This window comes from Roseinatronobacter alkalisoli (assembly GCF_028745735.1).
Taxonomy (GTDB): domain Bacteria; phylum Pseudomonadota; class Alphaproteobacteria; order Rhodobacterales; family Rhodobacteraceae; genus Roseinatronobacter; species Roseinatronobacter alkalisoli.
Window position 1 is genome coordinate 57,150 of record NZ_JAQZSM010000019.1, and the last position, 18,007, is coordinate 75,156.

Consider the following 18,007-nt stretch of genomic DNA (forward strand, 5'->3'; position numbering starts at 1 on the left):
TTACGACGCAGCGTGGCGGTGCGAGGCAGCATAGCGCCCCGTAATATGGTGTTCTAACTGGCGTTCGATATCGCCCAGCATGGATGACGCCCCGAAGCGAAACAGATCCGGTTCAAGCCATGGTCTGCCCAGTTCTTCTTTCATCAGGATCTGCCAACTCAGCGCTTCCTTCGCCTGCTTCATGCCGCCTGCGGGCTTGAAACCGATCCGGTAGCCGGTGGCGGCACCATAGTCCCGAAGTGCGCGAACCATTACCAGACTGACAGGCAGCGTGGCATTCACGTCTTCCTTCCCGGTGGACGTCTTGATGAAATCCGCCCCTGCCTGCATCGCCACCATTGATGCGGCATAGACGTTTTCCAGCGTGCGCAGATCGCCGGTGGCCAGAATTGCCTTCATATGCGCCGCGCCGCAGGCTTCGCGCATGGCGCGGATTTCATCATGAAGCGCCTGCCAGTCTTGCCTGAACACATGTTCACGGGTGATAACAATGTCAATTTCCTGTGCGCCCTGCGATACGGCCCATCTGATTTCGGCCAGGCGCAGGTCAAGCGGCGTCAACCCGGCCGGGAAACCCGTCGCCACACTCGCCACCGGAATACCGGAACCTTCCAGCGCCTCAACCGCGTGGGGGACCATCGTGGGATAGACGCAGACCGCGCCAACCGTCAGTCCCATCCCTTCGATCCCCAGTCCGGTCACAATCCGGTCGGCCAGCGGGCGCCGTGCCTTGGCACATAAGCGCCGCACTCTTTCAGCGGTATCATCGCCTGCAAGTGTCGTCAGATCGACCAGGCGGATTGCGTTCACCAACCACGCCGCCTGATGCAGCTTCTTTGCGGTTCGTCGCCCCGCAAGTGTCGCGACCCTGCGTTCCGCAGCAGACCGGTTGACCGCGTGCCCCTCGAACATCGCGACATCCAGCGGAAGGCCGGGGTTGCGCCCCTTTTTTACCTGCCTCACAGGCGCAGGACGCGGATCGGTGGCAACCGGATCATCTGCCGGGCAGGTATGGTTGCGTGTATCGTCATTCACAATCATGGTCATCTCTTTGCCGTGGTGGATGGCATCATCGCCACTCCGCCGCTGTCAGGTGCGCGCCGCTGTCGGAATCTGTCCCTATCGCCGCAAATTCCGCGTATTTCGGGACGCAGGCCTTGCGGATGGCGAAAACGGCCCGGATCAGCGCAAGCGAAATGATATCCGGGCACGTTCAGTTTTCCCCAAGCGCGCGGCAAAACACCCCGAATGTTTCGGTGTCGGCATAGCTCGACTGGGTGCCGCGCCCGGTGATTGAATGCGCGGCATAGCGCGCAGCACGTTCCAGCGCCTGCTGCGGTGTGGCGCCACCCGACAGGAAACGCGCAAAGCTTCCGATGAACGCATCGCCCGCGCCGGTTGTGTCCACGGCTTCGACCCGGACTGGCGCAATCTGCACAGCGTCTTCTGCAGTGACAAGCCGCGCACCACGCGCACCCAACGTCACGATCACATTGCGTATGCCGCGCTTGATAAGTGACCGCGCTGCGGCAAGCACCGCCGCGTCGGTGTCAGTGGGCATGCCCGACAGCAGCGCGAGTTCGCTTTCATTCGGGCAGAACCAGTCCAGCCCGTCAAGCCGCGACAGGTCAAGTTCCGGGTCGGCGGGGGCCGGGTTCAGAATAGTCTGCACCCCATGCCGCGCCCCGAATGCGACGGCATGATAAACGGTGTCAAGCGGCACCTCCAGTTGCAGAAGGATGGCGTCGCACCCCTTCAGCGTCGCGGCGGCGGCGTCGATGTCAGCTGGTGAAAGATGGGCATTTGCGCCCTTCACAATCAGGATGGCATTTTCACCATCCGGCGCAACGAAGATCGGCGCAACGCCGGATGGCGTACCCTCGACACAGCGGAGATGGGAAACATCTATGCCGTGATCCGACAAATTCTGCCGCGTCCGGGGGCCGAAGATATCATCGCCGACGCAGGTTACCATCGACACCTGCGCGCCCAGTCGCGCGGCGGCCACGGCCTGATTGGCTCCCTTCCCGCCGAAGCCAAGCACAAAATCGGGTGCCTCCAGCGTTTCGCCGCGATCGGGCATCCGGTTCACATAGGTAACAAGATCGACCATGTTCGATCCAACGACAGCAATGCGGTCAGCCATTGCGCAAATCCTTCTCGGTGCCGCCGATAGCGGCAATGGTGCGGGCAAGCGCGGCGGCCTCGTCACGGGTGACGTAACCGAACCGCGCCATGAAACTGCGGGTCTCGCCGGGGTGCAGCACTCCGACATTCCCCTTTGTCCTCTCGGCCAGATAGCCCTCTGGTTCGCAGGTGGACGGCAGGGCGAATGCCGCTACCTTTGCATCTGCGCCGTGCAATATCCAGCGCACCATATGCCCGAATTCCGCCGTGGCATAGGACATGGCGAACCCGTCGCCCTGGGGCCGTTCCAGCATTGCATGGGTCATGCCCGCCGCGTCAGTGCCCGGCGCATCAACATAGATGACCTGCTCCGGGTTCCAGCGTTCCGGCTGGTCAAGCACGCGGCCCGCCTCCGGCATCCCGGAAAGTTCAGACAGGAAAGCGCGGTAGTCATCATTTGGGGTGACATGGGCCGGCACGTCAGTACGGACACGGGTCCGGCCGGTTGAGAAGGGCGCAGGCTGGTGGATGATCCCATTCGGAACGAATGCGAAATTTACATGCGCCATATACATCAGGTCCATCGGCAGCGCGGAGCGGTTCTCGACAACCATCCCCATGCCGATGACTGTCCCCTCCCCCAGCGTGACTGACGGCCGGGCGCGGTAGTTCGGACCGAAACCCAGCACATGATCAACGTGACCACCGACGCGGATAACGGGCGCACCATCCTCCTGGCAAAATTCCAGATGTGCTGCGTCCATCCGTTTGCATGGCATTTCGCCATGCAGGGGGTGGTCATCTTCGGGGCCGGGACAGCCATTTGTCAAAATCCCGCTGTGATAAGCAAGGCAGCCATATGTTTCCACGATTGAATGCGCAGGGCGCGGCGCAGGAAAGGCGCTGTCCATAGTCAGACGCACACCATCAAACACCGCATCCCAGATCATCTGGCCCATGAACGGCAGGACATCAACATGGCCGCGCGCGGTTGCTATGCGCAGCATCTCGATGTCAAGCCGGGTGCGCCAGGCGGTCACGGTAAATGCCGGACTGCGCGCAACTACATTCTCAGCGTGGTTGAACATCGCGGGTGTAAGGGGGATAGAAATTGTCATGTTCAACGCCCCTTCCGGCTGCGCAATGCATTAAGCGCGATCACCACAATCAGGAATGCGCCCCAGACGAAGTTGATCAAATGGTTTGACACGCGCATCATCTGCAACCCGGATGCCAGCAATGTCAGGGAAATCACAGCCAGCGCCACCCCCAGAACATTGCCCTTGCCGCCTGCGGGGTTGGTGCCGCCCAGCACCGCGATCAGCACAGCCTGCAACAGATAGGACGATCCATAGTCCGATTTGGCTGCGTTCGTTCGTGCCGACAGCAAAATCCCCGCCATCGCGGCAAGGCCGCCTGTCAGCATATAGGAAAAAACGATCATGCGCCCCTTCTCTATCCCGGTATAGATCGCGGCCTTCGGGTTCGTGCCGATAAGTTTCAGCCGCAACCCGAATGATGTACGCGACAGCAGAAGCGACAGCCCGACGCATAACACCACGAACAGGACGAACGGCACCGGAATCGCCGCGATTTTGCCGTTGCCAAGCCAGGTCCATGCCGGGGGGAAACCCACGATAGCCGGGCCGCCGGTTAACACCAGACACAGGCCGATGAACACCTGCCCGGTGCCAAGCGTCGCCAGAATGGGCGTTATCTTCAGCCCTGAAATCAAAAGCCCGTTCACAAGCCCCGCAAGCACACCAACAAGCAGCCCCACCCCCACACCAAAGATCACCGCGCCGGAACCAAGCGCCCCGACGCCCGCCTCACCCGCGAGGTAGCCGAACACGGTGCCCGCCGTTATCCCGGCAAGGTTCGCAACCCCCACAATCGACAGGTCAATCCCGCCGGTCAGCATTGCGATCATCATCGCAATGGCCAGAATGCCAAGCTCCGGCATGAAAAAGGCCATCGACTCGAAATTATAGGAAGACATGAACATCTGCGGGCGAAGCGCGGTCATCGTCGCAAGGATCAGCAGGCAGATCACGCCAAGCTGGATGTTTGTATGGGAACTGGCCCTGATAAGGCGCTGGCCAAACGATTCCTCCGTCGTGCCTGTAGCATTGGTCTGGCTCATATCCTGTCCCCCTCAGACAAGCGCGCGGCGGTCGCGCAACGCCGTCACCGCCACCGCGCAGATCAGCATGCCGCCAACGACGACCCGCTGCCATGTCGTGTCTATCCCCATCAGGATCAACGAGTTCTGGATCATCACAAGGATGAACACCCCCAGCACCGTGCCCATAACCGTGCCACGCCCCCCGAAGATAGACGCCCCGCCAAGCACCACAGCCGCAATCACATCAAGTTCCAGCCCCACGAAATCGCGCGGGTTGGCAAGCCAGATCATCGACGAATGCAGAAGCCCCGCAAAACCGGCCAGCGCCCCCGCAGTGCAATAAACGAATATCATTGTACGCCCAGTCTTGAACCCCACGCGCTTCGCGGCCTCGGGGTCGGCGCCATAGGCATATACCGACCGCCCGATCATGGTCCGCGTCAGTATCAGATGAATGCTGATGGCAATGACGATGTAGACCACAATCATCGCGGACAACCCGAATGTCGTGCCGTTGGCGCGTTCCAACGTCACAATATTCGCGCGACCAACCTCGATCAGGGCTTCGGGCATCTGGTTGATGTTGACATTCGAGGTGCCGACCAGCCCCAGAACAAGGCCACGGACCACCGATGCCGTGCCAAGCGTAACAATCAGCGGGATCATGTGAAACTTGTGGATGATGCCCGCATTCATCAGCCCCAGCAGCGCCCCGATAGCGGTCGCGCACAGGAAGGGAATGATCACCCCGTCAAAATCCAGCGCCACCATTGTCCGCACGACCAGATACATGGCCGCCACGGCGAACGCAGTAAACGAAACATCTATCCCGCCGGAAATCATGATCAGCAACACCCCCAAAGCCATCAGGCCGATGACCACGTTTGACTTCAGCAGGCTGAAGATGTTCGGGAGTTGCCAGAAGGCGGGATTGATGAGTCCGATAAACACCATCGCGGCCACCAGTATCAGCGCGATCACCACATCGGTATTGCTGAACAGTTTCATGCCGTTTCCTTCCGGGTCACGCTGGCCAGTGCGGTTTCCAGCGCTTCTTCGGTCAGTGCATCACCGGAGAATTCGCCGGTCAGACGACCATCTTCCATGGTAAACACGCGGTTGCAATTGGCCGCCAGTTCAGGAAGATCATCCGAAATCATAAGAACCGCCAACCCTTTGTCGTGGGCAAGCCCGTGTATAATGCTGTGAATCTGCTCCTTAGACCCGACGTCGACACCGACAGTTGGCCCGTTCAGGATAAGCAGGCGCGCATCAGTCATCAGCCAGCGTCCGATCACCACGCGCTGCTGATTGCCGCCTGACAGTGTTGAAACCGGCACCTCGGTCCCCGGCGCGGCAATTTGCATGTCCCTGAACATTTTCCCGGTCTCTGACCGTGCGCGCATATGGTTCAGCCAAAGCCGTGGTGCATAGCGGTCCATTGCTGCGGAAATGGCATTGTCGCGGATAGACCGGTTCAGAAACAACCCTTCAGACAGGCGATCTTCGGGCACATAGGCCACGCCTGCCCTGATCGCATCGGAAACCGAAGCCGGGGCAAGGGGGCGGCCATCCACCTCCATCCTGCCGGTCACGTCCTGACGCAGACCAAAGATTGCCTTGGCCAGTCGCGTGCGCCCGGCCCCGATCAGGCCCGACAGCCCCACCACCTCACCGGGCATAAGCCGCAGCGACACATCATGCACGCTGTCGCCGACGCTTACGCCCTCAAGCAACAGTCGCGGTGTCGCCTGCGGATCAAATGCGGGCGCAGTGAAATGGCCGGTATTCAGGTCGCGCCCGGTCATGGCGCGGGTAATCGCGCGTTCATCGAATTCGCCGATAGGCCCTTCAGCCACCTTTCTGCCGTTACGGAATACGGTCAGGGCTTCGCTGATTTCAAGCATCTCGCGCATTTTGTGGCTGACGAACAATATCGCGATTCCCTGCTGCTGCAGGTCACGGACAATGCGGAACAACCGCGCCACCTCGCGGCCTGTAAGTGCGGTTGTCGGTTCGTCCATGATGATAAGTCGCGCCTCTGCCAGAACGGCGCGGGCAATGGCCACAATCTGGCGCCCGGCGGCGGGCAGCGTTTCCACAGTCGCATCAAGATCAAGGTCCACATCCAGCCGGTCCAGCACCTCGCGCGCCATTTCGCGCCCGCGCCGCCAGTTCACAATTTTCTGTCTCTCGCGCAGAAATGTGTTCAGGAACAGGTTTTCGACAACTTTCAGCGTCGGGAAAAGTGACAGATCCTGATATATGACCTGCACCCCCTGCCCGATAGATATCGCGGGATCAAGCTGATCCATGGCTTTTCCATCGATCAGAATCTCGCCCGCATCGGGCTGGTAGACGCCCGACATAATCTTGATAAGCGTGGATTTGCCAGAGCCGTTCTCTCCGGCGAGGCAGCGGATCTGCGCGCGATCGATTGTCATCGACACATTGTCAAGCGCGCGAACGCCACCGAAACGCTTCGAAATGCCCCGAAGCTCTATCAGGGGGGGGAACGCCATGGAAGACCTCCGGAAATATGGACGCGGCACACCTGGCCGCACCGCGTCCTGAACGATCAGAAGTCGTACTGATCCATGTTTTCGGATGTCACCCCGACCCAGCCCGCACCATAAAGCACGTTCTGGCTATCCTCGCCTGCGGTGGCAAGATCGCGGTAGCCATCAAGCCCCAGATCGGTCCCGGCGCCGATCTGATCGCTACGGCCTTCCAGTACCGCAACGGCCAGCATGTTCATGGCATACCCCGCAACGGCGGGATCCCAGAACTGGATATAGCTGATATCGCCGTTCTGGATGTATTGACCCGCAACCGACGGAAGGCCCGTCCCGGCGAAGTGCAGCTGCCCCTGAAGGCCGCTTTCCGCGATCAGGCGCCCTGCACCTGCCGATGTGGGCATCGGCCCCCCGACGATCCCGGTGATATCGGGATGGGCGGTCAGTGCCTCTTTCAGCTTGGTATAGTCTGTGTTGGCGTCGTCATAGGTTTCCAGTCGCCCGGTCGCCTGCTGCATATTCGGATAGGCTTCCTCCTGGCGCGCAATCGCCCCGTCTATCCATTCGTTCTGCGACTTCGAGGTCAGGCTGCCAACAGTTGTGACATATTTCCCTTCCTCGCCCATCTGCACGGCAAGCTCGTCCATCAGCTTCGCACCATAGGCAAGATTGTCGAAAGCCTCGATGTCAAAATCGACATTCTGGATGTTCGACGCTTCATGGCTGATCACGACAATCCCACGCTGACGCGCACGCGCCAGTACCGGCTCCACCGCCTCGACGGAGAAGGGAACAATGGCAATGGCATCCACACCCTGTGCAATCAGGTTCTCGACAAGCTGAACCTGCGCCGCAGCATCCGCCGAGGATGGTCCGACCATCCAGGTGTCATGTCCTGTATCCTCGCCAAATTGCTGAATGCCATCGCGCATCCGGTCGAACCAGGCAATGCCATCAACCTTTACCACCGTGGCAATGGTGTAGGACTGTTCGGTCTGGATCAATTCCTCGTTGAGTTCGCTGATATCAACCACCTGGTTCTGCGCGTGGGACGCACCCGCGACAACAATGGCCGCAACGGCCATGGACGTGAACTGAATTCTCATTTTGCCTCCTCCCTGTTCGGCATCCTGTCAGCTTTGCTGCATCGAGTTATGTTCGAATCGCAACATTACTATCGGATAGAAAGCAAGCCACAGGCCTTGCGTCAAGAAAAATCGTGATTTGAAACTTAAGCAGCCCCTGGCGACACAGTCGGCAAACCTTCGCCCGAAGGATGCACGCCTTGCTCTGTCACAATACCAGACAGCTCGGACAGTGTCGCAAAACGCGCGGAACGCGTTTGGCCGATCTTGCTTGTATCCATCACCGACCAGGTCACAGTGGCGGCGGCCAGCGCGGCGCGTTTCATCGCCACCTCATAGTCATGCGAACAGGTAAGAACACCATGCGCATCAAGGGCCCCTGCCGACAGAAAAGCCATGTCGATATCGAATTCCGAGAGTGCCGCAACCGGGTCGGCAGGATGGCAGGACCGCGTGCGCGGCTGCAGCGTACCGCCAATGAATTCCACGACCGCCGATGTCCGTCCATGCAGATGATCTGCGACCGTCAGGCAGTGCGTCACAATCCGCCTGACCTGCACGCGCGACAGCGCACGGGCCAGATGCGGCAGCGTCGTTCCGGTATCAAGGAACACGCAGGCATCTGCGGGCACCAGATCGGCCGCATACCCCGCCGCCTGCCGCTTGGCCGTGATTGCACGACGCATCTGCTTGTCGAAGTCATAATCCCCGACGAACCGGTGCGGGACGATATAGCCACCCTGACAGGCGAACGCCGCCTCCTTCATGGCGGCATCGCGGCGCAGGGTCATTTCTGTCACTCCAAGCTCCTGCGCGACATCCCTGAGCCGAAGCGACGGAGTGACATCCAGTAGAAACGAAATACGCTCGTTCCGGGCGGTGAAGCCGCTGGGTCGCGTCAATGGAATTCTCCGAAAGGAAGATGCATGAACGAACTTGTGTCACTGGCCAGATGACGTCAACATATCCGCAAACAAATCATCGCCGCAATTACGTATTCGTTGAACTTTCGCAGCGTTTGCGCCGCTGCCCGGCCCCAGCCACGACCCGGATACGCCTGCAACATCCGCCATTGGCAGATCACTCAATACACCGCAGAGCACCGTTGTGCCCGGCATGACGGGAACATGACCGGGCAGGATGAGACTCAAGGCTTGCAGGCCGTTGGCGTATATGATTGTAATATTATAACATTGCACAGAAGAAAGCCGCACCATGAACCGGATTGCATTCCACCCCCGCCGCACAGTCGAAGACGTTGAGGAAGGCCGCCTGCTGGCGCCGAAGTTCGACGATGCGGGCCTGATACCCTGCATAACCAGTGACGCAGACAGCGGCGAAGTGCTGATGCTGGGCTGGATGAACGCTGAGGCGCTGCGCCTGACACTGGAAACCGGCGAAGCACATTATTTCAGCCGGTCGCGCCGCAACCTTTGGCACAAAGGCACAACATCAGGACTGGTGCAGCGCGTGGTGGAGGCGCGGATTGACGACGATCAGGACGCAATCTGGCTACGGGTTGCGGTCGCCGGTTCAGGCGCGTCCTGCCATGTCGGCTACCGGTCCTGCTTCTATCGCGCGGTTCCGACAGGCGAAAAGGCGGGCGGCGCGCTTGCCTTCACGGAAAGCACACGCACCTTCGATCCCGTCGCCGCCTATGGTGACGCCCCGAACCCGACACAGCTTTGACATCTGCCCGCGAATGATCTGGTTTATTTCAACCGCCCTTCGGGTAATATGACCGCAAGGCATTGCGCACCTGCAAAGGACCGAAGGAGAAGCCATGAGCCGCGAAGACCAGCCCCCCCTTGAAAGCCCGACCATCCGCACCATTGCCATGCCTGCCGATACCAACCCATCAGGCGATATCTTTGGTGGCTGGGTCATGAGTCAGATGGACCTTGCGGCCGGAAGTGTCGCGGCACTGACCTCGGGCGGGCGCAGCGCTACAGTCGCGGTGGATGCGATGATTTTTCACCGCCCCGTCAAGGTGGGTGACGAAGTCACGCTATATGCCAATCTGGTCAAACTGGGACGAACCTCTATGACAATCCATGTCGATGCATGGCGCCGCCCCCGCGCGACCACACGAAGCGAAAAGGTCACCGAGGCGAATTTCACCTTTGTCGCGCTGAATGCCGAAGGGCGGCCAGTTCCGGTCCGTCCAGACCAAGGTGGTGCATGACGGCTCCGATGACAGCCCCACCCGGCAAACGCCCGCGCCGGGACTGCGCAACGTAGCAAAATTTTACGCAACCCGGCCAGATGCGCGCCCACATTCGCCAAAACCCGGTGGAATTGTCGCATTCACTGTTATTGCGTTAATCCATATTTGCGCAGGATACCGGCGATCGCCGCATCCTGTGCCGCATCGGGCAACAAGGCGGGCTGACGCGACAGGCCCACCGACGGGTCCATGGCAAACAGCGCGCGCTTGACCATGGCAGGCGGGAAACCCAGCGCATACAGGTCCTTGCGCAGCCCTGCGAAAATATCCTGCGCCGCATCTGCGGCCACACCATCGCCCGCATTGAACGCCGACAGAATTGCCGCCAGCACATCAGGCGCCACATTCCCCAGTCCCGAAATAACCCCCGCGCAACCCTGTTGCAGCCCCCAATGCACCAGATGGTCAGGGGCGCAGAACACTTCAAACCCGGGCACCTGGCGGGCGACTTCCAGATATTCCAGCACGGTTTCGGTACTGCCGCCGGAATCCTTGATCCCACGAATATTGGGATGGCTGGCCAGTGCAAGCGCGGTGGCCGGTTCAATATGGTTCTGGGTGCGCGCGGGAATATCATACAGGTAAACCGGCCGCGTCACGGCATCGGCAACAGTCCGGAAATGGCGGATCATGCCATCCTGCGTGCAGGAAATGAAATAGGGCGTAATGACCGCAATCCCATGGACGCCCATTGCATCAACCGCGCGCGCCAGTTGCAGTGTTTCATAGGTGCCGGGGCATCCTGCATTGACGATGACGTTCACACGGCCTGCGACCTCCTCCATCACGGCAGCGCACAGGGCGATCTTTTCATCATGGGTCAGCGCGGAAAAATCACCATTCGTGCCGCAACACATGATGTTGTTGCCTGCCGCAATCTGTCGGCGGACCTGCGCGCGGGTAGCTGCAAAATTGATTGTCTCATCTTCATTGAAGCATGTGACAAGCGCGACATAGGCAGAACGTTTCATCTATCAATCCGGTTTCTGGTCAGGGTTCGGGGAATGCCGGCACCTTGCCTATAGTTCAGGCCGCCCACGCACCACACGCGCGCTCAATGTGCCGCCAGCTTGCAAATTTGTCAATAAATCATTCAATATTTTCTGCCGCCCCGGCGAATTGGGCTGTATTGCACATAAAAATAGACCGACTTTCAAACATGTACTTTATAATTTTTGTTTTTAAATAATATGTTAATGCATGAACCGGGATACAGCCGTCATATGCCATATCTGGATTTAATTACTTTACTAATTTTCACACCCATCCGCGCCATGGATGCAAACCCCGATATCCTCAGGGCCCGGCTTACCCCAGCGGACCCGGCCACCCCTGATGCAGATTCATGACTGCCCAACGGTTGCTACTGGCCAATATTCAACCGGATATGGAAGTCCGCCAGACATCATCCTGCGTCAGGGGGCGGATATTATTTGACCGCCCCCGCCGCGATGCCCTTCATGATCCGACGGGAAAAGAACAGATAAAGAATGAGTATCGGAATGGTCGCAAGACTCAACCCGGCGAAGCGCAGGCCAAGATCCGTCCCCCCTTCCCCCGTGCCAAGCGTGGCCACAGCGACCGGCAATGTACGCGAGGCTGGGCTGGTCATCAGCACTGACGCGAAAAGATACTCACTCCAGATTCCGACCACGTTAATGATGGCAACCGTGGCAATCGATGCCTTTGACAGCGGAATGGCCACATACCAGAACACACCCCAAGTGCCACAACCATCAAGTTGCGCGGCTTCTTCAACAGCCCTTGGCAGGCTTTGGAAATAGGCGCGCATGATGATAATACTGACCGGCAGGTGAAACGCGGTATAGAGCATGATCAACCCGAAATTGTCATTGCGCAGGTTGAACATATCCATGAAGTAGTAAACCGGCACGACCAGCGCATGAACCGGCAGCGTAAGCAACGCGACAAGCCCAAGCAGCAACACCTTGTTGCCCGGAAATTGAAAGCGCGACAGTGCGTACCCCCCCATCAGCGACAATGCGACAACAAAGACCAGCGACCCGATTGTCACGATCACGCTGTTGACGAAACTGACCCCGATAGTGCTGTTGACCATCGCATTCACATAATTCTCTATATGCAGCCTGCTGGGCAACCCGATGGGAAATTGCAGGATTTCGCCATGTGTCTTGAACGATGAAACGAACATGAACAGCAATGGCAGGAACACCATGGCCGACCAGATGAAAAGGCCGAAATATGCGAATGAAAGTCCTATTGCGCGGGTCATGACTGCAGCTCTCATTTCTTGTTCGGCAGGTTAGTGAGGGCAAGATAGACAATGGTAACGGCCATCACGATCACGGTCATCACAAGCGCCACGGCAGAGGCATAGCCGAATTGCTGCTGCTCGAACGCGGCACGATAAAGATAGGTGCCCATCACCTCGGAGGCATAGAATGGCCCGCCCTTGGTCAGCACCCAGATCAGGTCAAAGGTTTTCAAGGACGCGATGATCTGAAGCATGATCAGAACAAAGGTGATCTGCTTGACCATGGGCGCGATGATATAAATGCAGCGCTGCCAGGCATTCACGCCATCGATTGTGGCAGCGTCGTGGATTTCCTGATCAATGCCTTCCATCGCCGCCAGATAAAGCAGCATGGTAAAACCGCTGATCTGCCAGATGGCGATGGCGACAATCGAATACATGGTAATCCGGTGGTTCCCAAGCCAAAGCTGCGTCAGGCTGTCCAACCCGACGGCCCGCAGCGCAGTGTTCAGAATACCGTGGGACGGTTCATAAATCTGGCCCCAAAGAACGGCGATTACAGCCGTGACAAGGACATAGGGAACGAAGAAGGCAAAGCGGTAGAAACGCCAGAACCGCATGCGCCGCGAAATCGCTACTGCCGACAGGAAACCAAGGACAAGCGTGCAACTGGTAAACAGGACCAGAAAAATAAGGTTGTTCTGGATCGCCTGCCCGAATCTGCGTTCACTGAACAGCCGTTCGTAATTGGCCATGCCGATATATTCGGGCGCGGTAATGCCGTTCCAGTTATGAAAGCTCATGACGATGGAATGCACCAGCGGTACCACCATAAACAGCGCCAGCAGGATTATGGAGGGCAGGATAAAGACATAAGCCGCGCGATATTCGGTGATGCGCGACCAAAGACTGCGCACGGGCGGGGCCGAACGCCTGCGGGCGGGACGGTGAACCGGCGTCTGGCGCGCTTCCGTTCCGGCGGTTGAATCGGTCATGTGCAGTCTCCCACGGGTCGTTTGGGTCCGGAACGCGAAGGGAATGGCCAGTGACGGCCACCCCCTTCGGCCGGTCAGCGTTATATCAGTGAACCGAAGCCACCATTGCCGTGAATTCCGCGGCAAATTCTTCGGGGGTAAGCTGCCCGCCGACAAGACCCTGAATCAGCTGTGTGGCCGCCGGACGATAGGCCCCCGGCATGATCGTGTTGAACAGCCGGTGGGTGCCATTGGCAATGCCGCGCTGATAGATCATCGCGATATCCGGGTGATAGGATTCAAGATCATCCGCTGTGATATCAACACGGATCGGGGTCTGCGCATTAACCACGCCCATGCCGCGCTGTACGTCATAGCTCAGGATATGGGCGATGAATTCCTTGGCCCAGTCGGCATTCTGTGCGCCACGCGGGATAACCAGCCCATTCGCGTCATACAGGCCAGTCGTATAGTTGGACCCTTCGGAAACCGGCGGGTAGGGCATGATGCCAAGGTCAAACCCGTCGGGCAGTTCGCCATGCAGGTTCGTCATGCCAAGGTTCCATGACCCGTCGCTGTAGAAGGCGGCACGCCCCTGTGCGAACAGACCGCGGGCTTCAAGATTTTCGACACCGGCGGCACCCGGCGCCATAAGTTCCTGCGCCATCCGCTGCATGGTGCTGAACGCCTCGATAATGTCGGGGCTGGTATAGTCCATGATCTCTTTCGAGATCAGTTTGCCATAGGTTTCGTCATCGGTATGGCGGCGGATATTGATGTCAAACAATTGCGTTGCCTGGCTGGCATTGGCCAGACCGGATGTCCACGGTATGTAGCCCGCCTCGCGCAGGGCCGGGCCCATGGCGATAAATTCTTCCATGGTCTGCGGCTCGCCTTCGAACCCGGCCTCGGCCAGGGCGGTTTTGTTGTACATCAGCAGGGGCGACATGATCGAACTCATGGAGACGCCATATTTCGACCCGTCGGCGGCGGTCGCCACCTCTACCGAACTTGATGGCAGAACATCCAGCAAGCCGGATTCCACGTAGAAATCATCAAGCGGTTCCAGCACACCGGCATCCACCAATGTATGATAGAAGCCGGTCAGCCAGAAGAATGCCAGATCCGGCCTGTCGCTGGAATTGAACAGGCGCACGGCGTTCTGGTTATACCAGTCGTCAGCATAATCGATTACCTCGACCGTGACGTTCGGATAGGTTTCCTGAAAGCTCTCTGCGGCCCAGTTAAACAAGGCGGGCAGACCACCCGACGTGCTGGTAATGGTCAGTGTCACGGGCTGCGATGTGTCCAGTTCGGCCGCAGCCGACATCGGCACAGCGACTGCGGCAAGGGCCGCACTCAGCACGCCGATGGTGCGAATTGATTTTCCATAAGTCATTATCTTGTGCTCCTCCCAGGCAAGATCAGATGTGTCAGGCTGCTGTGGCAGCGCCATAGTTATGCCGTTCACTTTCGATAAGTTCACATTGCTGCGTCATTCTGTCAAGAGAGTCGTTGTATTCGAAAAGCCTCGGTGAAGGAGGGCAGGCACCATGTTGGCGACCACGAATTAAAGATAATGCCCATAAATATAATTTAAAACAATTATTTACCGTAATTTATGTACAAATCAGAAACTTTGAAACTCCTGTGAAATTACAAGATAAATGCGATAAAACGCAATAGAACGATAACAAATGGTTGCCAAATGACCGTTATCATGCCATCCATCCGCCTGTCGTTTGCGCGGCATATGTGAATGAATGGGACCGGAGGAACCGCAATGTCTGACACGGGAATCGAAAAATGGGGCGTCTATGAAGTAGCGCTTTCAGGCCCATCCGACGGAAACCCCTATCTGGACGTGGAGTTGGAGGCGCAGTTCAGTTTCAAGGAACGTATCGTGCGCGTTCCGGGGTTTTATGACGGCAACGGCACATACAAGATACGCTTCATGCCCGACACCGAGGGGACATGGAGTTATGAAACCGCATCGCCGGTATCTGCGCTGGACGGAAAGTCAGGAACATTCACTGTCACAGCCGCAGGCAAGGGCAATCATGGTCCGGTCCGGGTTCGCAACAAATTCCATTTTGCCTATGCTGATGGCACGCCTTTCCTATCTTTCGGCACCACCTGCTATGCCTGGACGCATCAGCCACTGAACTTGCAGGAACAAACGCTGAAGACCCTGTCACAAACCCGGTTCAACAAGATCCGCATGGGCGTGTTCCCCAAGGATTACCCCTACAATACCAACAAGCCCTTGCATGATGTTTTCCTGCCCGACGATTCAGGAAAATGGGATTTCGACAAGCCCAATTTCGAAGCCTTCCGGCATTTCGAAACCCAGATCGCCGCGCTGGCCAGACTGGGCATCGAGGCGGATGTCATTATTTTCCATCCCTATGATCGCTGGGATCATGCCAATATGCCGGCTGAGCAGGACTACCGCTATGTGGCCTATCTGACGGCCCGGATCGCGGCGTATCGCAATGTCTGGTGGTCGCTGGCCAATGAATATGATTTCATGATTGACAGCAAGCCGATGGCCCAATGGGACCGCTACTTTCAGATCATCGAAGAAAACGACCCCTACCGCCACCTTGCATCAATCCACAATGGCGACGTGAACGCGAATTATGATCACCGCAAGCCCTGGGTGACCCATACCTGCATCCAGAACTGGGACGTGAAGCGCACCAGCGAATGGCGCCAGGAATATGGAAAGCCAGTGGTAAATGACGAACCTGAATATGAGGGCAACATCCTGCAGGCATGGGGAAACATTACCGCGCAGGAACTGGTGCACCGGTACTGGATTACCCTGATGCGGGGCGGATATGCCGGGCATGGCGAAACCTACACCCACCCGGACGATATATTATGGTGGGCCAAGGGCGGTGTGCTGCGCGGCGAAGCATGGAAACGCATCGGGTTCCTGCGCGACCTTCTGGAAGAAGACACAAAACACGGGCTGGAACCGCTCGGCACACCGGGATCATGGCCATGGTCGCGCGTATCTGCCGCGCAGGATGATGATGTAACCTATATCTATCTGGGTGAACATCAGCCCGCAATCTGGTCCACTGGCCTGCCGCTGGATTCACGGAATTACCAGGTTGATGTGATCGACACCTGGAACATGACTGTCACGCCCGCCACGATTGTCGATGCACCGGTTTTGCACCCTGTACGGCATGGCGACATCATCCGGGGCGGGACGGCTGATGCGGCCTTCGCGGTCGAACTGCCCAGCCAGCCCTATCTGGCGATACGGGTCCGGCCCGCATCCTGATTATCTTATGTTGCAATCCGGCCGTGTCATTCCGTGCTGCGGCCCCCTGTCTGGGTAGTCAAATATGTCATCTGTAAAAATTCTGGAACTTTACAAGGATTACGGCGCATTAGAGGTAATTCACGGTGTCTCTTTCGACATAGAGCACGGCGAGTTCGTCATTCTTGTCGGTCCGTCAGGCTGCGGGAAATCAACATTGCTACGGATGATCGCGGGGCTTGAATCAATATCGGACGGGAAGATCCTGATTGATGACCGCGTCATCAACAATGTCGCGCCAAAGGACCGCGATATCGCCATGGTTTTCCAGAACTACGCGCTGTATCCACAGATGACAGTCGAAAAAAACATGGGTTTCGGCCTGAAACTGAAGGGCCTGCCCAAGGCGCAGATCAGCGCCAAGATCGCACAGGCGGCGGAAATCCTCGATCTGAAGCCGCTTCTGGATCGCAAGCCCGGTCAGCTTTCAGGTGGGCAGCGTCAGCGGGTTGCGATGGGCCGCGCCATGGTGCGTGATCCAAAAGTGTTCCTGTTTGATGAACCTTTGTCAAATCTTGACGCCAAGCTGCGAGTCGCCATGCGGGCCGAAATCAAGGCACTGCACCACCGCCTGGGATCAACAATCATTTACGTGACCCATGATCAGGTCGAGGCGATGACAATGGCCGACAGGATCGTGGTCATGCAGGGTGGTCATATTGAACAGATCGGAGCGCCGCTGGAATTATACGACAATCCCGACAATATGTTTGTCGCAGGGTTCCTGGGGTCGCCATCAATGAATTTTCTGCATGGCATAATCGCGGACGGCCCGGTTCCGGAACTCGTTGTCGACGATAACCTGCGCATCCCGCTTGCGACACCCCCTGCCGCCGCCCTTGGGCGCCGGGTTGTCTATGGCGTGCGCCCGGAGCATATCGGGATAGTCCCTGATGGGCGGGGGGTACAGGGCGTTGTCGAGGTTGTGGAGCCGACTGGCTCTGCGACGCAGCTGGTTGTCAATGTTGGCGGCGCGCGCATGGTCTGCCTGTTGTCGGAGCGGCGCAGCATCGCGATGGGGGATCCGGTTGATCTGGATCTTTCGGGCCCTTGCGTGCATTTTTTTGACGAGGAGACGGGCAAGCGGCTTGATCGGGCGTGATGTGGCATTCTACTTGTGACCGCTGGGGGATTCTTTGCCATTCCCCCTTATTTAGCGCGCAAGACTTTGAGTCCGCAGTGTTGGAATTGGGTGAGGTGTTGTTGTGTGATATCGTTGTCTGTGATGAGGAGATTGACGCGGTCTAGTCCGCCGAGAGAGGAGAAGGAGACGCGTCCTATTTTGCTGGAATCGGCGAGCAGGACGACTTCGCTTGCGGCCTTGATCATGGCGTTTTTGACATAGATATCGCCCAGGGCCGGGTATGTCAGGCCGCTGTC

At 58.0% G+C, this 18,007-nt stretch carries 17 protein-coding genes and 1 pseudogene; 4 read left to right on the plus strand and 14 right to left on the minus strand.

The features are described from left to right. The 9 genes from deoC to PUT78_RS17070 form a co-directional block, all read right to left on the minus strand. Entirely contained in the window at positions 1 to 912 is a 912-nt protein-coding gene (gene deoC, locus PUT78_RS17030) for a deoxyribose-phosphate aldolase (RefSeq protein ID WP_274353496.1), read from the minus strand. Positions 913 to 1,213: 301 nt separating this feature from the next. Then, on the minus strand, positions 1,214 to 2,146 hold the full coding sequence (gene rbsK / locus PUT78_RS17035; RefSeq protein ID WP_274353479.1) for a ribokinase: 933 nt from the start codon (positions 2,144 to 2,146) through the stop codon (positions 1,214 to 1,216). Further along, positions 2,139 to 3,245, minus strand: a complete 1,107-nt coding sequence (locus PUT78_RS17040) for a DUF4432 family protein (protein ID WP_274353480.1) — start codon at positions 3,243 to 3,245, stop codon at positions 2,139 to 2,141. Before PUT78_RS17040 ends, rbsK begins: the two co-directional genes overlap by 8 nt. A gap of 2 nt (positions 3,246 to 3,247) precedes the next feature. Beyond that, on the minus strand, positions 3,248 to 4,270 hold the full coding sequence (locus PUT78_RS17045; RefSeq protein WP_274353481.1) for an ABC transporter permease: 1,023 nt from the start codon (positions 4,268 to 4,270) through the stop codon (positions 3,248 to 3,250). Positions 4,271 to 4,282: 12 nt separating this feature from the next. Beyond that, positions 4,283 to 5,260: an ABC transporter permease gene (locus tag PUT78_RS17050; protein WP_274353482.1), complete on the minus strand. Its 978-nt coding sequence runs from the start codon at positions 5,258 to 5,260 to the stop codon at positions 4,283 to 4,285. Next, positions 5,257 to 6,774 (minus strand): sugar ABC transporter ATP-binding protein, encoded by a 1,518-nt coding sequence (locus PUT78_RS17055; protein WP_274353483.1) that lies wholly within the window; start codon positions 6,772 to 6,774, stop codon positions 5,257 to 5,259. The genes PUT78_RS17050 and PUT78_RS17055 overlap by 4 nt, the downstream gene beginning before the upstream one ends. 56 nt (positions 6,775 to 6,830) lie before the next feature. Beyond that, positions 6,831 to 7,874 (minus strand): autoinducer 2 ABC transporter substrate-binding protein, encoded by a 1,044-nt coding sequence (locus tag PUT78_RS17060; RefSeq protein WP_274353484.1) that lies wholly within the window; start codon positions 7,872 to 7,874, stop codon positions 6,831 to 6,833. 125 nt (positions 7,875 to 7,999) lie between these two features. Then, positions 8,000 to 8,755: a DeoR/GlpR family DNA-binding transcription regulator gene (locus tag PUT78_RS17065; RefSeq protein WP_274353485.1), complete on the minus strand. Its 756-nt coding sequence runs from the start codon at positions 8,753 to 8,755 to the stop codon at positions 8,000 to 8,002. A 39-nt stretch (positions 8,756 to 8,794) separates the two neighbouring features. Then, positions 8,795 to 9,070: a hypothetical protein gene (locus PUT78_RS17070; protein WP_274353486.1), complete on the minus strand. Its 276-nt coding sequence runs from the start codon at positions 9,068 to 9,070 to the stop codon at positions 8,795 to 8,797. On the opposite strand from PUT78_RS17070, the gene hisI reads away from it, so the two are divergent. Both hisI and PUT78_RS17080 read left to right on the plus strand, forming a co-directional pair. Then, positions 9,069 to 9,542: a phosphoribosyl-AMP cyclohydrolase gene (gene hisI, locus PUT78_RS17075; protein WP_274353487.1), complete on the plus strand. Its 474-nt coding sequence runs from the start codon at positions 9,069 to 9,071 to the stop codon at positions 9,540 to 9,542. The two genes, PUT78_RS17070 and hisI, sit on opposite strands and share 2 nt — an antisense overlap. Before the next feature lie 94 nt (positions 9,543 to 9,636). Then, positions 9,637 to 10,038 (plus strand): acyl-CoA thioesterase, encoded by a 402-nt coding sequence (locus PUT78_RS17080; RefSeq protein WP_274353488.1) that lies wholly within the window; start codon positions 9,637 to 9,639, stop codon positions 10,036 to 10,038. Between the two features lie 128 nt (positions 10,039 to 10,166). Here PUT78_RS17080 and PUT78_RS17085 read toward each other — a convergent pair whose 3' ends face one another. The 4 genes from PUT78_RS17085 to PUT78_RS17100 all read right to left on the minus strand — a co-directional run bounded on the left by PUT78_RS17085 (position 10,167) and on the right by PUT78_RS17100 (position 14,689). Then, entirely contained in the window at positions 10,167 to 11,051 is an 885-nt protein-coding gene (locus PUT78_RS17085; protein ID WP_274353489.1) for a dihydrodipicolinate synthase family protein, read from the minus strand. Positions 11,052 to 11,509: 458 nt separating this feature from the next. Continuing rightward, a complete protein-coding gene (locus tag PUT78_RS17090) occupies positions 11,510 to 12,334 on the minus strand; it encodes a carbohydrate ABC transporter permease (RefSeq protein ID WP_274353490.1) in 825 nt (274 codons plus the stop codon). 11 nt (positions 12,335 to 12,345) lie between these two features. After that, positions 12,346 to 13,311, minus strand: a complete 966-nt coding sequence (locus tag PUT78_RS17095) for a carbohydrate ABC transporter permease (protein WP_274353491.1) — start codon at positions 13,309 to 13,311, stop codon at positions 12,346 to 12,348. An 85-nt stretch (positions 13,312 to 13,396) separates the two neighbouring features. Further along, positions 13,397 to 14,689, minus strand: a complete 1,293-nt coding sequence (locus PUT78_RS17100; RefSeq protein ID WP_274353492.1) for an ABC transporter substrate-binding protein — start codon at positions 14,687 to 14,689, stop codon at positions 13,397 to 13,399. A 384-nt stretch (positions 14,690 to 15,073) separates the two neighbouring features. On the opposite strand from PUT78_RS17100, the gene PUT78_RS17105 reads away from it, so the two are divergent. Next, the gene (locus PUT78_RS17105; RefSeq protein ID WP_274353493.1) at positions 15,074 to 16,588 is read left to right on the plus strand and encodes a DUF5060 domain-containing protein; all 1,515 of its coding nucleotides are present in this window, start codon (positions 15,074 to 15,076) and stop codon (positions 16,586 to 16,588) included. A gap of 64 nt (positions 16,589 to 16,652) precedes the next feature. Then, a complete protein-coding gene (locus PUT78_RS17110; protein ID WP_274353494.1) occupies positions 16,653 to 17,729 on the plus strand; it encodes an ABC transporter ATP-binding protein in 1,077 nt (358 codons plus the stop codon). A 47-nt stretch (positions 17,730 to 17,776) separates the two neighbouring features. Here PUT78_RS17110 and PUT78_RS17115 read toward each other — a convergent pair. Continuing rightward, positions 17,777 to 18,007 (minus strand): annotated as a pseudogene (locus PUT78_RS17115) (DeoR/GlpR family DNA-binding transcription regulator); the annotation flags it as partial.

What these genes read in the sequence shown, in the direction of transcription:
- deoC (WP_274353496.1), bottom strand. Translation starts at nt 912, where the DNA reads ATGTTCGAGGGGCACGCGGTCAACCGGTCTGCTGCGGAACGCAGGGTC.
- PUT78_RS17105 (WP_274353493.1), top strand. Translation starts at nt 15,074, where the DNA reads ATGTCTGACACGGGAATCGAAAAATGGGGCGTCTATGAAGTAGCGCTT.
- PUT78_RS17095 (WP_274353491.1), bottom strand. Translation starts at nt 13,311, where the DNA reads ATGACCGATTCAACCGCCGGAACGGAAGCGCGCCAGACGCCGGTTCAC.
- PUT78_RS17060 (WP_274353484.1), bottom strand. Translation starts at nt 7,874, where the DNA reads ATGAGAATTCAGTTCACGTCCATGGCCGTTGCGGCCATTGTTGTCGCG.
- PUT78_RS17055 (WP_274353483.1), bottom strand. Translation starts at nt 6,774, where the DNA reads ATGGCGTTCCCCCCCCTGATAGAGCTTCGGGGCATTTCGAAGCGTTTC.
- PUT78_RS17085 (WP_274353489.1), bottom strand. Translation starts at nt 11,051, where the DNA reads ATGAAACGTTCTGCCTATGTCGCGCTTGTCACATGCTTCAATGAAGAT.
- PUT78_RS17080 (WP_274353488.1), top strand. Translation starts at nt 9,637, where the DNA reads ATGAGCCGCGAAGACCAGCCCCCCCTTGAAAGCCCGACCATCCGCACC.
- PUT78_RS17045 (WP_274353481.1), bottom strand. Translation starts at nt 4,270, where the DNA reads ATGAGCCAGACCAATGCTACAGGCACGACGGAGGAATCGTTTGGCCAG.
- PUT78_RS17110 (WP_274353494.1), top strand. Translation starts at nt 16,653, where the DNA reads ATGTCATCTGTAAAAATTCTGGAACTTTACAAGGATTACGGCGCATTA.
- PUT78_RS17090 (WP_274353490.1), bottom strand. Translation starts at nt 12,334, where the DNA reads ATGACCCGCGCAATAGGACTTTCATTCGCATATTTCGGCCTTTTCATC.
- hisI (WP_274353487.1), top strand. Translation starts at nt 9,069, where the DNA reads ATGAACCGGATTGCATTCCACCCCCGCCGCACAGTCGAAGACGTTGAG.
- PUT78_RS17100 (WP_274353492.1), bottom strand. Translation starts at nt 14,689, where the DNA reads ATGACTTATGGAAAATCAATTCGCACCATCGGCGTGCTGAGTGCGGCC.
- PUT78_RS17070 (WP_274353486.1), bottom strand. Translation starts at nt 9,070, where the DNA reads ATGGTGCGGCTTTCTTCTGTGCAATGTTATAATATTACAATCATATAC.
- PUT78_RS17050 (WP_274353482.1), bottom strand. Translation starts at nt 5,260, where the DNA reads ATGAAACTGTTCAGCAATACCGATGTGGTGATCGCGCTGATACTGGTG.
- rbsK (WP_274353479.1), bottom strand. Translation starts at nt 2,146, where the DNA reads ATGGCTGACCGCATTGCTGTCGTTGGATCGAACATGGTCGATCTTGTT.
- PUT78_RS17040 (WP_274353480.1), bottom strand. Translation starts at nt 3,245, where the DNA reads ATGACAATTTCTATCCCCCTTACACCCGCGATGTTCAACCACGCTGAG.